At 45.3% G+C, this 16,687-nt stretch carries 17 protein-coding genes and 5 tRNA genes; all 22 read right to left on the reverse strand.

Annotation, left to right across the window (positions count from 1 at the left end; all coding sequences use genetic code 11):
- Positions 1–19: 19 nt before the first annotated feature.
- The gene (gene rpoB / locus AR383_RS09715; protein WP_055732953.1) at positions 20–4,054 is read right to left on the reverse strand and encodes a DNA-directed RNA polymerase subunit beta; all 4,035 of its coding nucleotides are present in this window, start codon (positions 4,052–4,054) and stop codon (positions 20–22) included.
- Positions 4,055–4,278: 224 nt separating this feature from the next.
- Positions 4,279–4,644 carry a 50S ribosomal protein L7/L12 gene (gene rplL, locus AR383_RS09720; RefSeq protein WP_055732954.1) on the reverse strand — a complete coding sequence of 122 codons (366 nt, stop codon included), beginning with the start codon at positions 4,642–4,644 and terminating at the stop codon, positions 4,279–4,281.
- Positions 4,645–4,698: 54 nt separating this feature from the next.
- Entirely contained in the window at positions 4,699–5,193 is a 495-nt protein-coding gene (gene rplJ / locus AR383_RS09725; protein WP_055732955.1) for a 50S ribosomal protein L10, read from the reverse strand.
- A gap of 240 nt (positions 5,194–5,433) precedes the next feature.
- Entirely contained in the window at positions 5,434–6,135 is a 702-nt protein-coding gene (gene rplA / locus AR383_RS09730; RefSeq protein ID WP_055732956.1) for a 50S ribosomal protein L1, read from the reverse strand.
- 4 nt (positions 6,136–6,139) lie between these two features.
- Positions 6,140–6,568 (reverse strand): 50S ribosomal protein L11, encoded by a 429-nt coding sequence (rplK, locus tag AR383_RS09735; protein WP_055732957.1) that lies wholly within the window; start codon positions 6,566–6,568, stop codon positions 6,140–6,142.
- A gap of 123 nt (positions 6,569–6,691) precedes the next feature.
- On the reverse strand, positions 6,692–7,237 hold the full coding sequence (nusG, locus tag AR383_RS09740) for a transcription termination/antitermination protein NusG (protein WP_055732958.1): 546 nt from the start codon (positions 7,235–7,237) through the stop codon (positions 6,692–6,694).
- Positions 7,237–7,614 (reverse strand): preprotein translocase subunit SecE, encoded by a 378-nt coding sequence (gene secE / locus AR383_RS09745; protein ID WP_055732959.1) that lies wholly within the window; start codon positions 7,612–7,614, stop codon positions 7,237–7,239. Before secE ends, nusG begins: the two co-directional genes overlap by 1 nt.
- Before the next feature lie 53 nt (positions 7,615–7,667).
- A tRNA-Trp gene (locus tag AR383_RS09750) sits at positions 7,668–7,743 on the reverse strand.
- Between the two features lie 175 nt (positions 7,744–7,918).
- Entirely contained in the window at positions 7,919–9,103 is a 1,185-nt protein-coding gene (gene tuf / locus AR383_RS09755; RefSeq protein ID WP_055732946.1) for an elongation factor Tu, read from the reverse strand.
- Positions 9,104–9,198: 95 nt separating this feature from the next.
- Positions 9,199–9,274: transfer RNA gene (locus AR383_RS09760), tRNA-Thr, on the reverse strand.
- Positions 9,275–9,278: 4 nt separating this feature from the next.
- A tRNA-Gly gene (locus AR383_RS09765) sits at positions 9,279–9,353 on the reverse strand.
- A 36-nt stretch (positions 9,354–9,389) separates the two neighbouring features.
- A tRNA-Tyr gene (locus AR383_RS09770) sits at positions 9,390–9,472 on the reverse strand.
- Between the two features lie 42 nt (positions 9,473–9,514).
- A tRNA-Thr gene (locus AR383_RS09775) sits at positions 9,515–9,590 on the reverse strand.
- Positions 9,591–9,701: 111 nt separating this feature from the next.
- Entirely contained in the window at positions 9,702–10,661 is a 960-nt protein-coding gene (gene birA / locus AR383_RS09780; protein ID WP_055732960.1) for a bifunctional biotin--[acetyl-CoA-carboxylase] ligase/biotin operon repressor BirA, read from the reverse strand.
- The gene (gene murB / locus AR383_RS09785; RefSeq protein WP_055732961.1) at positions 10,648–11,715 is read right to left on the reverse strand and encodes a UDP-N-acetylmuramate dehydrogenase; all 1,068 of its coding nucleotides are present in this window, start codon (positions 11,713–11,715) and stop codon (positions 10,648–10,650) included. Before murB ends, birA begins: the two co-directional genes overlap by 14 nt.
- Positions 11,712–12,665 (reverse strand): type I pantothenate kinase, encoded by a 954-nt coding sequence (gene coaA, locus AR383_RS09790; protein ID WP_055732962.1) that lies wholly within the window; start codon positions 12,663–12,665, stop codon positions 11,712–11,714. The genes murB and coaA overlap by 4 nt, the downstream gene beginning before the upstream one ends.
- Before the next feature lie 69 nt (positions 12,666–12,734).
- Positions 12,735–14,618 carry a GumC family protein gene (locus AR383_RS09795; RefSeq protein ID WP_055732963.1) on the reverse strand — a complete coding sequence of 628 codons (1,884 nt, stop codon included), beginning with the start codon at positions 14,616–14,618 and terminating at the stop codon, positions 12,735–12,737.
- Entirely contained in the window at positions 14,615–14,917 is a 303-nt protein-coding gene (locus AR383_RS22655) for a Wzz/FepE/Etk N-terminal domain-containing protein (protein WP_055732964.1), read from the reverse strand. The genes AR383_RS09795 and AR383_RS22655 overlap by 4 nt, the downstream gene beginning before the upstream one ends.
- Positions 14,918–15,123: 206 nt before the next feature.
- Positions 15,124–15,369, reverse strand: coding sequence for a 30S ribosomal protein S17 (rpsQ, locus tag AR383_RS09805; protein WP_055732965.1), 246 nt, complete (start codon positions 15,367–15,369; stop codon positions 15,124–15,126).
- Entirely contained in the window at positions 15,369–15,560 is a 192-nt protein-coding gene (gene rpmC, locus AR383_RS09810; protein ID WP_055732966.1) for a 50S ribosomal protein L29, read from the reverse strand. Before rpmC ends, rpsQ begins: the two co-directional genes overlap by 1 nt.
- Positions 15,560–15,970: a 50S ribosomal protein L16 gene (rplP, locus tag AR383_RS09815; RefSeq protein ID WP_016403501.1), complete on the reverse strand. Its 411-nt coding sequence runs from the start codon at positions 15,968–15,970 to the stop codon at positions 15,560–15,562. The genes rpmC and rplP overlap by 1 nt, the downstream gene beginning before the upstream one ends.
- Before the next feature lie 11 nt (positions 15,971–15,981).
- Positions 15,982–16,680 carry a 30S ribosomal protein S3 gene (rpsC, locus tag AR383_RS09820; protein ID WP_055732967.1) on the reverse strand — a complete coding sequence of 233 codons (699 nt, stop codon included), beginning with the start codon at positions 16,678–16,680 and terminating at the stop codon, positions 15,982–15,984.
- Positions 16,681–16,687 lie beyond the last annotated feature (7 nt).

The following is a 16,687-nucleotide window of genomic DNA, read 5'->3' on the forward strand; positions in this document are numbered from 1 at the left end:
ATCAGGTGAAGTCCTGTGCTTACAGCTCGTCTAGCTCAATGTTGATACCCAAAGAGCGGATCTCTTTAAGTAGTACGTTGAACGACTCTGGCATGCCTGGCTCCATCTGATGGTTACCATCAACGATATTTTTGTACATTTTAGTACGACCGTTAACGTCATCAGATTTAACCGTTAGCATTTCCTGCAAGGTGTAAGCTGCACCGTATGCTTCTAGTGCCCACACTTCCATCTCACCGAAGCGCTGACCACCAAACTGTGCTTTACCACCAAGAGGCTGCTGAGTAACCAAGCTGTAAGAACCGGTAGAACGAGCGTGCATCTTGTCATCAACCAAGTGGTTAAGTTTCAACATGTACATGTAACCTACGGTTACTGGACGCTCAAATTCTTGACCAGTTCGACCATCACGTAGCACGATTTGACCTGATTCAGGAAGGTCGGCTAAACGCAATAGCTCTTTAATTTCAGCTTCTTTAGCACCATCAAACGCAGGTGTTGCCATTGGCACACCTTTACGCAAGTTTTGCGCTAAGGTCATGACTTCTTCGTCGGTGAAACTCGCTACGTCCACCTTCAACTTATCGTCGCCTACGTTGTACACTTTTTGGATGAAGTCACGCAGTTTATCCATTTCGATTTCACGCTGAACTTTCAGCATTTCGTCGATTTTCTCGCCCACACCTTTGGCTGCTAAGCCCAAGTGAGTTTCTAGGATCTGACCGATGTTCATCCGCGATGGTACACCTAGTGGGTTCAAGCAGATGTCAACAGGACGACCTGTTTCGTCATAAGGCATATCTTCACGTGGAACAATGGTAGAAATTACACCTTTGTTACCGTGACGACCCGCCATCTTGTCACCAGGCTGAATGCGACGCTTAACGGCCAAGTAAACTTTAACAATTTTCAATACACCAGGCGCTAAGTCATCACCTTGGGTGATCTTGCGACGCTTAATGTCAAACTGCTTGTCAAACTCAGCTTTAATTTCGTCATATTGGGCAGCAATTTGCTCAAGTTGCGTTTGGGCTTCTTCATCGCTTAACGCAGACTCTAACCAATCAACCGGTTGCATACGGTCTAAATCAGCTTCAGACTTGCCAGCGGCAATCAATACCGACTTGGCGCGAGCAAAGATACCGTCTTCAAGGATCTTGAATTCTTCGGTTAAATCTTTCTTCGCTTCTTTAAGCTGCATAGACTCAATTTCTTGAGCACGCTTGTCTTTTTCTACGCCATCGCGAGTAAAGACTTGAACGTCGATTACGGTACCAAATACTGAATTAGGTACCCGTAGTGATGTATCTTTAACATCCGACGCTTTTTCACCGAAGATAGCTCGCAATAGCTTCTCTTCTGGTGTTAATTGCGTTTCACCTTTTGGCGTAACTTTACCAACAAGGATGTCGCCAGGCTTAACTTCCGCACCCACATAAACAATACCTGACTCATCAAGCTTGCTTAGTGCAGATTCGCCTACGTTTGGAATGTCTGCAGAGATTTCTTCGCTGCCTAGCTTAGTATCACGTGCGATACAGCTAAGTTCCTGAATATGAATGGTAGTAAAGCGATCTTCTTTTACTACGTTCTCAGAAATACCGATTGAGTCCTCAAAGTTGTAACCGTTCCAAGGCATGAAGGCTACACGCATGTTCTGACCAAGCGCCAACTCACCTAAATCGGTAGATGGACCATCAGCCAATACGTCGCCTTTAGCTACACGCTCACCAGCTTTCACAACGGGACGTTGGTTAATACAGGTGTTTTGGTTAGAACGGGTGTACTTAGTTAAGCTATAGATATCGATACCCGCTTCACCAGGAAGCATCTCGTCATCATTGACTTTAACTACGATGCGACTCGCATCAGCATAATCTACTGTACCACCACGCTTAGAAACCACGGTTACACCGGAGTCAACCGCTACAGCGCGTTCAATACCGGTTCCCACTAAAGGCTTGTCAGCACGTAGTGTAGGAACAGCTTGACGTTGCATGTTCGAGCCCATCAATGCACGGTTCGCATCATCGTGCTCTAGGAATGGAATCAACGAAGCAGCAACTGAGATAACTTGTTGTGGACTTACATCCATGTACTGAATTTGTTCAGTAGGCATGTAGGTCGCTTCACCTTTATGGCGACAAGGTACTAAATCAGTTTCAACTAACTTGCCTTCAGCATCGGTTTCGGCGTTGGCCTGAGCGATCACATAAGTGCCTTCGTCAATCGCTGACAAGTAATCGACTTCGTCAGTAATTTCGCCATTGATCACTTTGCGGTAAGGCGTTTCCAAGAAACCAAACTCATTGGTTCGCGAGTAAACCGCCAAAGAGTTGATCAGACCAATGTTTGGTCCTTCTGGCGTTTCAATCGGACATAGACGACCGTAGTGAGTTGGGTGTACGTCACGAACCTCAAAACCAGCACGCTCACGAGTCAAACCACCTGGGCCTAAAGCAGAAACACGACGTTTGTGTGTTACTTCTGAAAGCGGGTTGTTTTGGTCCATGAATTGTGACAATTGGCTAGAACCGAAGAACTCTTTAACCGCAGCCGAAATAGGCTTAGCGTTAATCAGATCTTGTGGCATTAAAGCGTCAAGGTCACCCAAGCTTAAACGTTCTTTAACGGCGCGTTCTACACGAACCAAACCAACACGGAATTGGTTTTCAGCCATCTCACCAACGCTACGAATTCGACGGTTACCTAGGTGGTCGATATCATCAACTTCACCGCGACCGTTACGAATTTCGATTAAGGTTTGCATTACCTTGATGATGTCTTCTTTGTCCAACACGCCTTCTACGCGACCGTCTTCACGGCCAACACGGCTGTTAAACTTCATACGACCAACGGTGGACAAATCGTAGCGGTCACTATTAAAGAACAAGTTCTCAAATAAGGCTTCGGCTGCATCTTTTGTTGGTGGCTCACCAGGGCGCATCATGCGGTAGATTTCAACCAAAGCTTCTAAGCGGTTAGTTGAAGAATCAACACGCAAGGTATCTGAAATGAACGAACCATGGTCCAAATCATTGGTGTAAATTGTTTTTATCACCGAGTGACCAGCTTGAGAAAGCTTAGCAATTAGCTCTAAGTTTAACTCGCTGTTCGCCTCTGCAATCACTTCACCAGTGGTTTCGTCAACGTAGTCTTCGGCCAATACCTTATCTGCTAGGTATTCAACAGGGACTTCAATTTGCTCAACCCCGGACTTCTCTAGCTGACGAATATGACGTGCAGTAACACGACGACCAGTTTCGATCAGTACTTCGCCGTCTAATTTCACGTCGAAGGATACTGTGTCGCCACGTAGACGAGATGGAATCAATTCCATCATCACTTTACCGTCTTTCAATTCAAAAGAGGTAGTATCGAAGAAGGTTTCTAATATTTCCTGCGTAGACATTTCTAACGCACGCAAAATAATAGAAGCAGGAAGTTTACGACGGCGATCGATACGAACAAATAAGTTGTCTTTAGGATCGAATTCGAAATCTAACCATGAGCCACGGTAAGGGATAACGCGAGCGTTATATAATACTTTACCTGAAGAGTGCGTTTTACCACGATCGTGATCGTAGAACACACCCGGGCTACGGTGTAATTGCGATACAATAACACGCTCTGTACCGTTAATAACAAACGTACCGTTGCCTGTCATTAATGGGATTTCACCCATATATACTTCTTGCTCTTTGATGTCTTTAACCGTGCCGGCAGGGGCTTCTCGGTCAAACAACACTAAACGCAGTTTAACGCGCAAGGGAGCAGAGTAGGTGACTCCACGAATTTGACATTCTTTAACGTCAAAAACCGGCTCGCCAAGACGATAGCTAACATACTGTAGCTCTGAATATCCTGAATAACTGGCAATCGGGAATACACTGCGGAATGCAGCTTCCAGCCCATATTCGCCTTCAGGATCGATTTCTATGAATTTCTCAAAAGAATCAAGCTGTATTGAAAGCAGATAAGGCGTGTCCACTACTTGAGGACGTTTTCCAAAGTCCTTACGAATGCGTTTTTTCTCTGTATAAGAGTAAACCATATGGTTCCTCAGCTCGCTGATAAGTGACCCACTCTGTCCGCAAAATTTGGGACAGTTCTTACATACCGTTTGTCTTTGTTACAGAGAATACTATCTCTGCTTTTTTGCCGGACGCACCATCTAAAACGGTGATAAAAAAGACGACGTCCTACAGCGCAAAAAGGCCGGTGGTTAAATAACCACCAGCCATAGCCTATAAAGGCTGCAATCTACTTATAGGTAGATTACTTAAGCTCAACAGAAGCACCAGCTTCTTCAAGAGCAGCTTTAAGCGCTTCAGCTTCTTCTTTAGATACTGCTTCTTTAACAGTAGCAGGAGCTGAATCAACTAAGCCTTTAGCTTCTTTCAGGCCTAGACCTGTAGCGCCACGTACTGCTTTAATAGCGGCAACTTTGTTAGAACCAGCACCAGTCAGGATTACGTCAAATTCAGTTTGCTCTTCAGCAGCAGCACCAGCATCGCCAGCAACAGCAACAGCTGCAGCAGCAGATACGCCGAATTTTTCTTCCATAGCTTCGATTAGTTCAACAACGTCCATTACTGACATTTCAGCAACAGCTTCGATAATTTGGTCTTTAGTGATAGACATGACTCAAATTCCTAAAATCAATTAAATTTATAAGATAATGTAGCAACAAGCAAATTATGCTGCTTCTGACTCTTTTTGGTCGCGAAGAGCGGCCAGAGTGCGTACCAGCTTGCCAGCAGAAGCTTCTTTCATCGTTGCCATCAACTTGGCAATTGCTTCTTCGTAAGTTGGTAGTTTTGCAAGAACGTTAACGTCTGCTAATGCACCTTCAAATGCTGCTGCACGTACTTCGAAGTTGCTTTGCTCTTTAGCGAAATCTGTAAACAGACGCGCTGCAGCACCTGGGTGCTCGTTAGAGAAAGCGATCAAAGTAGGACCAACGAATGACTCAGTAAGACATTCTAGGTCAGTGCCAGCTACTGCACGGCGAGCAAGGGTATTACGAACCACTTGCATAGATACGCCAGCTTCACGTGCTTTTGCACGAAGTGAAGTCATCGCATCTACAGTTACGCCACGTGAATCAGCAACTACTGCAGAAAGTGCACCTTTGGCAGCTTCGTTGACGTCAGCGACAATTTGCTTCTTGTCTTCGAGTCTTAATGCCATTGGCTTTACTCCTGGATTCCAATACCAGATAAATCTGGTGTTTACTTCCCTCTAATTTAAAAACTTAGAGGCCTTTACGGTTTGGTTTTCCAGAATAAAAAATTATTCTTGGGTTTCCTCACCATCTACGTAGGAAATTAAGCTAGTGCCTAGCACCTACGGTCTTGGATGAGGGCTGACGCCCTGACCCATAAATACAAAGCGCAAAATTGTAGTACAATTTTTGCGCTTTGTAAATAATTAAGCTTGAGTATCTAAGCTATTTACATCAATAGTCAAACCAGCACCCATAGTGGTTGATAGGCTAACTTTCTTGATGTATTGACCTTTAGATTGAGCAGGTTTGGCTTTTTTAAGAGCAACAACCAATGCTTCAAGGTTTTCTTTTAGCTTGTCTACGTCAAAATCGGCTTTACCAATTGTAGTATGGATAATACCGTTTTTGTCGTTGCGGTAACGGATTTGGCCAGCTTTAGCTAGTTTAACAGCATCAGCAACGTTAGGCGTTACAGTGCCTACTTTAGGGTTAGGCATTAAGCCACGAGGACCTAAGATCTGACCTAGTTGACCAACAACGCGCATTGCATCTGGAGAAGCAATAACCACGTCAAAGTCCATCTCACCCGCTTTAACTTTAGCGGCTAAGTCGTCCATACCAACAACATCAGCACCGGCTTCAGCAGCAGCTTCAGCGTTAGCACCTTGAGTAAATACAGCAACGCGAACGTCACGACCAGTACCGTGAGGTAGCACAGTTGCGCCACGTACGTTTTGGTCAGATTTACGAGGATCTACACCTAGGTTTACAGAAGCGTCAACGCTTTCTAAAAACTTAGCTGAGGCCAATTCTTTAAGCAAAGCAACCGCTTCACTTACTGGATATTCTTTTGTTGAATCAACTTTTTCGTTGATCGCACGCATGCGCTTAGAAAGTTTTGCCATCGTATTAGCCCTCTACAACCAAGCCCATAGAACGGGCAGAACCTTCAATTGAACGAACCATTGCGTCTAAATCTGCACCAGTCATGTCTACAGCTTTAGTATTTGCAATTTCTTCTAGTTGTGCACGAGTAACGGTACCAACTTTAGTTTTGTTTGGAACACCAGAACCAGATTTAATACCAGCTGCTTTTTTCAACAAGTAAGAAGCAGGTGGAGTTTTGGTTTCAAAAGTGAAAGAGCGGTCAGCATATACTGTGATAACTACAGGTACTGGAGCGCCTTTTTCTAATGAATCTGTTTTAGCGTTGAATGCTTTACAGAATTCCATGATGTTTACACCGTGTTGACCTAGAGCAGGACCAACTGGTGGTGACGGGTTTGCGGCACCCGCAGCAACTTGAAGCTTAATATAAGCTTGGACTTTTTTAGCCATTTTTAATTTACCTTAATTTGGGTTCAAACGCCTTCGAGTTAACGAACGGCTTCCCGATAGAACAAAGGGCAGCGGATTATAGACGATCTGCTACCCTAAAAACAACTGATTGTTTATTTTTTATCAGCCTTTTTCGATTTGTCCGAATTCCAATTCTACTGGAGTAGCTCGGCCGAAAATCAATACTGATACTTTTACGCGGCTTTTTTCGTAATCCACTTCTTCGATAGTACCGTTGAAGTCGGCGAATGGGCCATCGGTAACACGAACCACTTCGCCTGGTTCGAACAAGGTTTTTGGTCTTGGCTTATCACTGGTTTCATCCAAGCGATCAAGAATAGCTTGCGCTTCTTTGTCAGAAATAGGCGCCGGGCGTTCTGCAGTACCGCCAATAAAGCCAAGTACGCGTGGTACACTCTTAACCAAGTGCCAGCTTTCATCGTTAAGATCCATTTGAACCAAAACGTAACCAGGGAAGAACTTACGCTCACTCTTACGTTTTTGACCAGCGCGCATCTCTACCACTTCTTCGGTCGGTACTAAGATCTCACCGAAATGATCTTCCATAGAATGGATTTGGATATATTCTTTTAGAGATTTAGCCACACGTGCTTCATAGCCAGAAAATGCTTGAACCACATACCAACGTAATTTGCGCTCTTCAGTCATTAGATACTCACCCCTGTTACAAAGGCCACTAGACGCACCAAAATAGCATCTAGGCCCCACAAAATTAGCGACATGAATGCAGTAGCAGCTAATACAATCATGGTAGTTTGAATGGCTTCTTGACGAGTTGGCCAGATAACCTTACGCACTTCCATACGCGATTCTTTAGCAAATTCGAAGGCCTGCTTACCTTTATTGGTTTGTGATGCAATGCCTAATGCAGCGATAAGGGCAATCACTACACCAATCACACGCACCAATATCGACATATCTGTATACAGGTAATTACCCACTACAGCGGCGATCAAAATAAGAGCAGCTAGTGCCCATTTTAGGCCATCTAACGACCCACTTTGGTTTTCAGTACTGGTACTCATCAAACAACCTACAATAATCCCACAAAATCAAAAATCCCTTTTATAAGGGATAGTGGCAGGGGTGGAGAGATTCGAACTCCCAACATTCGGATTTGGAATCCGACGTTCTGCCATTGGAACTACACCCCTATAGCACGAAGCCCGCCATTATAGGCACTTTGTTCAAAGATTGTAACCCTTGAATGTCGAAAAAACGCGACTCAATAGACAATAAAAAGCGCATTTTTTTAGCCCCTTGGCTTAATCGAGCTTAAAAACAAAAAAGGCCGCCTAGGCGACCTTTCTTTCTAGCTGAAGCTTAATCTTATTCGAAGATTTTCGCTACAACACCCGCACCTACTGTACGGCCACCTTCACGGATTGCGAAGCGTAAACCTTCGTCCATCGCGATTGGGCAGATTAGCTCTACAACAAATTTCAAGTTGTCGCCTGGCATTACCATTTCTACGCCTTCTGGTAGCTCTACTGAACCAGTTACGTCAGTTGTACGGAAGTAGAACTGTGGACGGTAGCCTTTGAAGAATGGCGTGTGACGGCCACCTTCGTCTTTGCTTAGTACGTATACTTCTGCTTCGAACTTGGTGTGTGGAGTAATTGAACCAGGTACTGCCAATACTTGACCACGTTGTACTTCGTCACGCTTAGTACCACGTAGCAAAATACCACAGTTCTCACCTGCACGACCTTCGTCAAGCAGTTTACGGAACATTTCTACACCAGTACAAGTTGTCTTAGTAGTTTCTTTAATACCTACGATTTCAATTTCGTCAGATACTTTAACGATACCACGCTCTACACGACCTGTTACTACTGTACCACGACCTGAAATTGAGAATACGTCTTCAATTGGTAGTAGGAAAGGCTTGTCGATGTCACGCTCTGGCTCTGGAATGTATGAATCTAGCGCTTCTGCTAGTTCAATGATTTTCGCTTCCCACTCAGCTTCACCTTCTAGGGCTTTAAGTGCTGAACCTTGGATTACTGGAATGTCATCACCAGGGAATTCGTATTCTGATAGAAGTTCACGCACTTCCATTTCTACCAATTCTAGCAATTCTTCGTCGTCTACCATGTCACATTTGTTCATGAATACGATGATGTAAGGTACACCAACCTGACGAGAAAGTAGGATGTGCTCACGTGTTTGTGGCATTGGACCATCGGTAGAAGCTACTACTAGAATAGCGCCGTCCATTTGAGCTGCACCGGTAATCATGTTTTTAACATAGTCGGCGTGTCCAGGACAGTCTACGTGCGCATAGTGGCGAGTAGGAGTATCGTATTCTACGTGTGAAGTAGAAATCGTAATACCGCGCTCGCGCTCTTCTGGAGCGTTATCGATTGCTGCGAAATCTTTAGCTTCACCGCCGTAAGTTTTTGCTAATACGTTAGTAATAGCCGCTGTTAAAGTTGTTTTACCGTGGTCAACGTGGCCAATTGTACCAACGTTTACGTGCGGTTTTGAACGTTCAAATTTTTCTTTAGACATAATAGTCCCTCTGGATAAAGGTCATTGGTACAAAGCACCATTGGTTTACGCTTACCGACCGGTAAAAAGGTAATAGGGAGACTAATAAAGGAATGTGGTGCTGATAGGCAGATTTGAACTGCCGACCTCACCCTTACCAAGGGTGCGCTCTACCAACTGAGCTATATCAGCACTGTGGAGCGGGCAGCGGGAATCGAACCCGCATCATCAGCTTGGAAGGCTGAGGTAATAGCCATTATACGATGCCCGCATCAAACCTTTGGAAGACGACCTACTACCAAAATAATGGTGGGGGGGACGGATTCGAACCATCGAAGCTTTCGCGGCAGATTTACAATCTGCTCCCTTTGGCCACTCGGGAACCCCCCCACTGAATCATCTAATACTAGATGAAGCCTTTAACTTAAGAGATGGTGCCGATTGCCGGAGTCGAACTGGCGACCTACTGATTACAAGTCAGTTGCTCTACCAACTGAGCTAAATCGGCATCGCTTAAGTGCTGCGCATTCTATGTAATGCTTTTATTAAATGCAACAAGCAAATCAAAAAAAAAACCTCGGATTGATTTGAACGCGCAAAAATCACCCAGAGGGCTCAATTATTGGCCGCGCAGCGACACTTCTCCGGCCATAAAACGCTGCTCAACGCCGTCTATCTCCAACAATAGCTGGCCTTGCTGATCGACACCTTTGGCGATACCACTTACTTGCTTGTCTTGCGAAAAATGTAAGCTCACCTGCTGGCCACTAAACACATCATAGTGATTCCAGCGCTGTTGCAGTTTGGCAAATCCGTGCGAGCTAAATTGTTCAAACATTTGATTTAAAGCTTGAATCAATGTCACCGCAAGTTGATTGCGGTCTACCACTTCGCCATCGAGTTCCAACTGGGCGAATTTCTGATCAATCAGTGAAGCCTGTTGCTGTTCAACTCGCACATTTAACCCCATCCCCATGACTAAGCTCACTTCACTATCGCTTTGCCCCTGTAATTCAATCAGTACTCCGCCAAGCTTGGCTCCATGCATATAAATGTCATTGGGCCATTTTAAAGCTAGACCGCTGTAACCGAGCTTTTCTAAACTTTCTACAACTGCTAGCCCCACCGCCAAACTCAAGCCCATGGTGGCTTCGATACCATCTTGCAAACGCCACAGCATCGACATACACAACTGGCCTGCATAGGGAGTTTGCCACTGGCGGCCTCGGCGGCCTCGCCCAGCACTTTGGTATTCAGCCAACACCACCTGCCCGTGGTCCAGTTGTTGTTGATGTTGCATTAACCACGCGTTGGTGGAGTCTAGTTGTTCAAATACTTGTAGCGAGTTTTCGGCAAGGCTGGCGGCTAATTGCTCGTTATCTAGTAAAGATAAAGGTTTAGCCAAGCGATAACCCTTACCTTTCACCTTATAGATATCCAAACCTAGCTCACTGTAGTGCTTGATATAACTAGCAATCGTAGTGCGCGATACCCCCAAGGCCTGCGCCAAGGACTCGCCAGAGTAAAACTGGCCATCGGCGATATGCTTTAGCAGCTGATAAGGTTTATTGGCTCGCATCGGGTCTTCCTAGCACAGTATCGGGATTCACCTCTCCATGGGCGCCAATGAAGCGCACTTCTGGTTCCAAAACAAGGGCGAAGTTCTGCCAAACTTGATGACGAATATGTCTGCACACGCTCAAAATATCAGCTGCAGTGGCTTGACCATGATTTACTAGGACCAAGGCTTGTTGTTGATGCACCCCAGCACCGCCATGCTGGAAACCCTTTAAGCCGAGTCGATCGATTAACCAGCCAGCCGCTACTTTACTAGAGCCTGCTGAGGCCGGATATACTGGAATGGCTGGTACCTTAACCATTAGTTGCTGTAATTGCTGCTGATTAAGCACTGGGTTTTTAAAAAAACTACCAGCATTACCCAATACTTTTGGATCGGGTAGTTTTTGTTGTCGCATACCAATCACTTGCTGAAAAATCTGTTGCGCACTTGCCCCCTCGCCCAGTTCACGCAAGCCGCCATAATTCAATTTTGCTTGCCACTGCTTAGTTAACCGAAACTTAACTCGAGTAATTAAGGCCTTGTCTTTTAGAGCGTGCTTAAAAATACTGTCTCTATAGGCAAACTCACACTGTGCGGGTGACAAGCACTGTTGCTGCTGCTCGGCAATTGAGAAAAACTCTACCTGCTGGCAAACATCGGCCAGTTCTACCCCATAAGCACCAATATTTTGCACCGGAGCGGCGCCCACGGTACCGGGGATCAAAGCTAAGTTTTCTAAACCTAAGATCCCTTGCTGAACGCTCCATTCGACTAGACTTGGCCAGTCTTCTCCGGCTGCGACATCTAGGTAGTAGTCACTTTTGGTTTCACTGAGAGTAATTCCTGCTAACTGATTGATAATTACCACACCGGCAAAATCTTCTAGCAACAATACATTAGAGCCACTTCCCAGCACCAGCCAAGGCAAATCGTTGGCATATATCCAGCGGAATAGCTCAGTTAACTGCGCGGGCTCTCGCAGCAAATACAGATAACGCGCCCTAGCCTGCAAGGAAAAACTATTATACGGAGCAAGAGCTGCATCAGAAATAACATCAGAAGGTTGGTTCATTTTCGTAGACGGACTCGACTAACCTCATGGTTGGCACCTTTTTCTAGAATTAAGTCTGCCCTGCCACGAGTAGGAAGGATATTTTCTATTAAGTTAACATAATTAATTGATGACCAAATTTGCCGAGCAATGTCCACTGCCTTAGTCTCTTCAATTTGGGCATAGTGATGGAAGTAGTTATTGGGATGAGTGAAGGCACTCGAACGCAACTTTAAAAAACGTTCAATATACCAAGTCTCTAATAAATTCGGCTGCGCATCGACAAAAATAGAAAAGTCTAAATAGTCCGAGACAAATACCTGCCTAGATTGATTCGGGTAGTCTCTCGCTGACTGCAGTACGTTCAAACCCTCCAAAATCACAATATCCGGCTGTTCTACCTTTATCTGCCGATCCTGCACAATGTCATAAGATAAGTGCGAGTACATCGGAGCCGTCACCACCGGTTCGCCGCTCTTTAAGCTGGATACAAAATCAACCAAGGCCTTCTGGTCATAGCTTTCCGGAAAACCTTTACGTTGCATCAGCCCTTTTTCTTCCAATACTTTGTTCGGAAATAAAAAGCCATCGGTGGTGACGATGTCGACTTTGGGATGCTCGGGCCAACGCTGGAGCAAGGCCTGTAATATTCGCGAAGTGGTACTCTTACCACCCGCCACACTGCCAGATACCCCAATAATATAAGGAACGTGTTTACGGCTACCGAGGAAATTGGCCAGCACTTCGCGGCGATCTTGGCGGGCTTTCACATATAAGTTGAGTAAACGAGATAAGGGCAGATAAATATCGCAAACTTCAGGTAAGGAGAGTTTTTCGTTTATACCACGAATACGTTCTAAATCATCTTCAGCTAAGGTTAACGGAACTGATTGGCGGAGTGTTGACCAAGCTTCACGTTCAAAGTCTAAATATTTAAACACATGCTGCTTGGCTAATTGAGTTGCTGGCATGGACCCTTCCTATATAATGCGCCCCAACCATATACCAAAAGCTGCAAACTCGCCAGACAAAGCCTAGATTTAGCCTTGTTTCCGGTAGCTATCTTCGTGGAAAGGCACAACTACCGAACTGCGCTCTAATAGATGCACAGCCGGCAAATCATAGTCGTAGGCGCGGCGGTTACGAGCCACCTTATTAAAGACTACGCCAGAAATGTCTAACTCAAAACGGGCTAATTTGGCTAACGCCGTTTCAATAGATTTACCATCAGTACGTTCTGCTTCTACCACCAATAAAGCGGCATCAACAAAAGGCGCGACCATCACGGCATCACTCACTTGAGTTAATGGGCCTGTTTCTATGATGATACGGTCGTAGTGCTGACGCAGCCCCTGCAATAGCAGCTTAAATTTCTTTGAAGCCAAAAGAGACGTCGAGTGGCGGTCAATTAAGCCTGCCGTTAGCACGTCAAAACCTAGCTGATTATCACGGTGAATACACTGCGATACGCTATGGGTTCTAGACAATAGATGAGTTAAACCAGGCTGAGACAAGGAATAATTTAAGTAACTTGATACTGAGGCTCGTCGCAGATCGGCATCAATCAACAAGACCTTTTCCACGTCACAACAAGCTGAAGCAGTTTGTATACTTAAACTGGTTTTGCCTTCACCAGCCAGCGCGGAGGTATACATCACCACTTGGCCATGACTTGGCAGCATTTGTAAGCGAGCACGCAAAGAGCGCAGCGGCTCACCTAACCAAGGGTGTACGCCTTGACGCAACCACTTATGATTACGCACTTTAACCCTAGGGATCTCGGCGACCACTTCTATATCCAAACTCTGTTCCAACTCCTCCACACAAGAAAAAGTGCGTGACATGGCCTGTTTTAGTAATACCAATAGCGTGCTCACCATTGCGGCAAATAAGCCAGCCAACGTCACCATCATCGGCTTTTGAGGTTTACTGGGTTTGTCTGGCAGTTTGGCAGGGTCAACCAATTGAGTGTAACCGCGGTTATAGCCTTCTAAGGCTTCAAGCGCTCGAAACTTTTCTAAAAAGGTATTATACAATCGAGCATTACTCTCTAACTCACGATTGAGCCGCTTGAATTGCTCATCTTGCTCAGTTAAAGCTTGATAGGCTTGTTGAGCTAAACGCAAACGTTTTGACAAGGCCTGCTCTTGTGCTACTGCTAGTTGATATTTATTTTCTAACTCGAGCAGCCAGCTATTGCTACTTGACTGTAAGGCTGACTCTAGCCGAATAATTTCTTCAGCCATGGCTAGACGCCGAGTATCACTAGGCGCTAAGCGCTCTGATATTTCTGCTTGCTGACGCTTCAAAGCAGTTAAACGTAAACCCAGCTCACTCAGCTCTTTTGGCACCGTAATGCCCACTAAAGTAGCGACTTGCTCAGGTTGCTGTTGCAGCGTAGATTTAACCAGCATCAAGGTCGAGCGCGCTTCAGCCTCATCGCGCTGAGCCATCAACTGGGCAGAAATAAGCTGCTGTAAGTCGCTAAGTATGGTGTTGGCACTACCCTCTGCATCGGCTTGCAGGTGTTGTTGTAAGTAGCTTTGTAGCGCTAACTCTGAAGACTGTAAGGCCGATTCCAAGCCTTGTAATTCGTGTAATAGCCAAGCCACAGACTGGCCTGTAGCACGCTCGCTGGTGTGCTGCTGATAATCAATGTAGGCCTCGGCTATCGCCACTGACACTTGCTGAGCTAACAACCTATCCCAGCTTTGAAATCTAATATCCACCAAATGGCTATTAGCTAGCGGAGAGATAGTTAAACGCCGCTTAAATTCCCGTAATAATTGCGTATCGGAGAGTGGTGGCTTAACTTTAAATTGACTGCTGTAACCCAAGTTTAGGGTCTGCCACCAATACTCCCAGGGCTTAAGCGCTTGGCGCAAAAATTCCGGATGATGCTGTAGGTCAAGCTTATTTATCACCGCCTCAGCAATTCGCTCCGAACGCAGTATTTCAATCTCAGTATTAAAATAGCGTTCAGCCTGGGTGCCTGCGGGGGGTTGGCTTGGTGAGAACCTAACTTGGCGGGGCTGTAGGTAATCATCAACCTAGAGGAGGCTTGATAGACCGAAGGAAGTGCAGTGACATACAACATGCTCAACACTAAGGTAAGCATCACCAGCAAGACAATATTTAGTTTCGCTTGCCACAAGCTGATAAAGAGTCGTCGCAAAACGAGCTCTTTGTTTTCTTTGCTACGTACTTGTTGCTGTCCTTGCATGAACCTAGCTGATCATTCCCAACCATTAATACTTGCTTAAGCAAACGATACTGCCAGCTCACTCGGTGACTTGCAATTAGGAAATATAGGAACTGAGCAAAACTACAACAATTTATACTGCCAATCGGTCTAATAATATAATTATTACTAGATATCATAACGAAAAAAGGCCCCTATAAAGGAGCCTTTTTCATCGTTTTTAAAGCTTAGGCTTTAACTACAACGTCTACCAAGGTCCAAGACTTAGTCTTAGAGATTGGAGCACATTCTCTGATGGTTACGATATCGCCTTCAGCGGCAACATTCGCTTCATCATGAGCGTGTAGTTTAGTAGTGCGTTTGGTGTATTTCCCGTAGATAGGGTGTTTAACCTGGCGCTCAACAGCAACAACAATAGACTTGTCCATTTTGTCGCTAACTACTTTACCTTGCAATGTACGGATATCGCTCATTACGCACCTGCCTTCTGATTCAGAATTGTTTTCACACGCGCGATATCGCGACGTACGTTTTTAAGCAAGTGAGTTTGGGCTAATTGACCAGTACTTGCTTGCATACGCAAGTTGAATTGCTCACGAAGCAGGTTTAGTAGCTCAGCTTTAAGCTCTTCAACACTTTTTTCTTTAAGTTCGTTCGCTGTCATTACATCACCGTCCGAGTTACAAAAGTGGTGCTAATAGGTAACTTACGCGCAGCAAGCTCGAAAGCTTCGCGAGCAAGACCTTCTGAAACGCCGTCCATTTCATACAGAACTTTGCCTGGCTGAATTTGGGCTACCCAGTATTCCACGTTACCTTTACCTTTACCCATACGCACTTCAAGAGGCTTTTGAGTAATAGGTTTGTCTGGGAATACACGGATCCAGATTTTACCTTGACGTTTGATGTGACGAGTCATCGCACGACGTGCTGCTTCGATTTGACGAGCAGTAAGACGGCCACGACCAGTCGCTTTCAATCCGAAGTCACCAAAAGACACATTTTGTCCTTTGCCTAAACCACGGTTACGACCAGTGTGTTGCTTACGGAATTTAGTACGTTTTGGTTGTAACATTCCCGGTTCTCCTATTTAGCGTTGCGCTTGTTACCGCGCTTCGGCTTAGCAGGAGCTTCAGGAGCTGCAGCCACTGGCATACCGCCAAGTACTTCGCCTTTAAAGATCCAAACTTTAACGCCGATGATACCGTAAGTAGTCAACGCTTCTGAAGTTGAGTAATCGATATCAGCACGTAAAGTGTGTAGAGGTACACGACCTTCACGGTACCATTCAGCACGGGCAATTTCTGCACCGCCTAAACGACCACTAACTTGAACCTTGATACCTTTAGCGCCTAGACGCATTGCGTTTTGTACTGCGCGCTTCATAGCACGACGGAACATAACACGACGTTCTAGTTGGCTAGAGATAGAGTCTGCTACTAATTGAGCGTCTAACTCAGGCTTACGAACTTCTGAGATGTTAATTTGCGCAGGTACGCCAGCTAGTTTAGCGACGTTCTTACGTAGTTTTTCAACATCTTCACCTTTTTTACCAATAACAACACCTGGACGAGCAGTGTGAATAGTTACACGAATGCTCTTAGCAGGACGCTCAATAGTAATGCGAGATACAGAAGCGCTTTTCAATTCTTTAGTTAAGAATTGACGCACTTTGTGGTCGCTGAAAAGGTTGTCTGCGTATTCACCTTTATCGGCATACCAGGTTGAATTCCATGGTTTTACGATACCTAGGCGAATACCATTAGGATGTACTTTCTGACCCATTGCTTAT

The organism is Agarivorans gilvus, assembly GCF_001420915.1.
GTDB classification, from domain to species: Bacteria; Pseudomonadota; Gammaproteobacteria; order Enterobacterales; family Celerinatantimonadaceae; genus Agarivorans; species Agarivorans gilvus.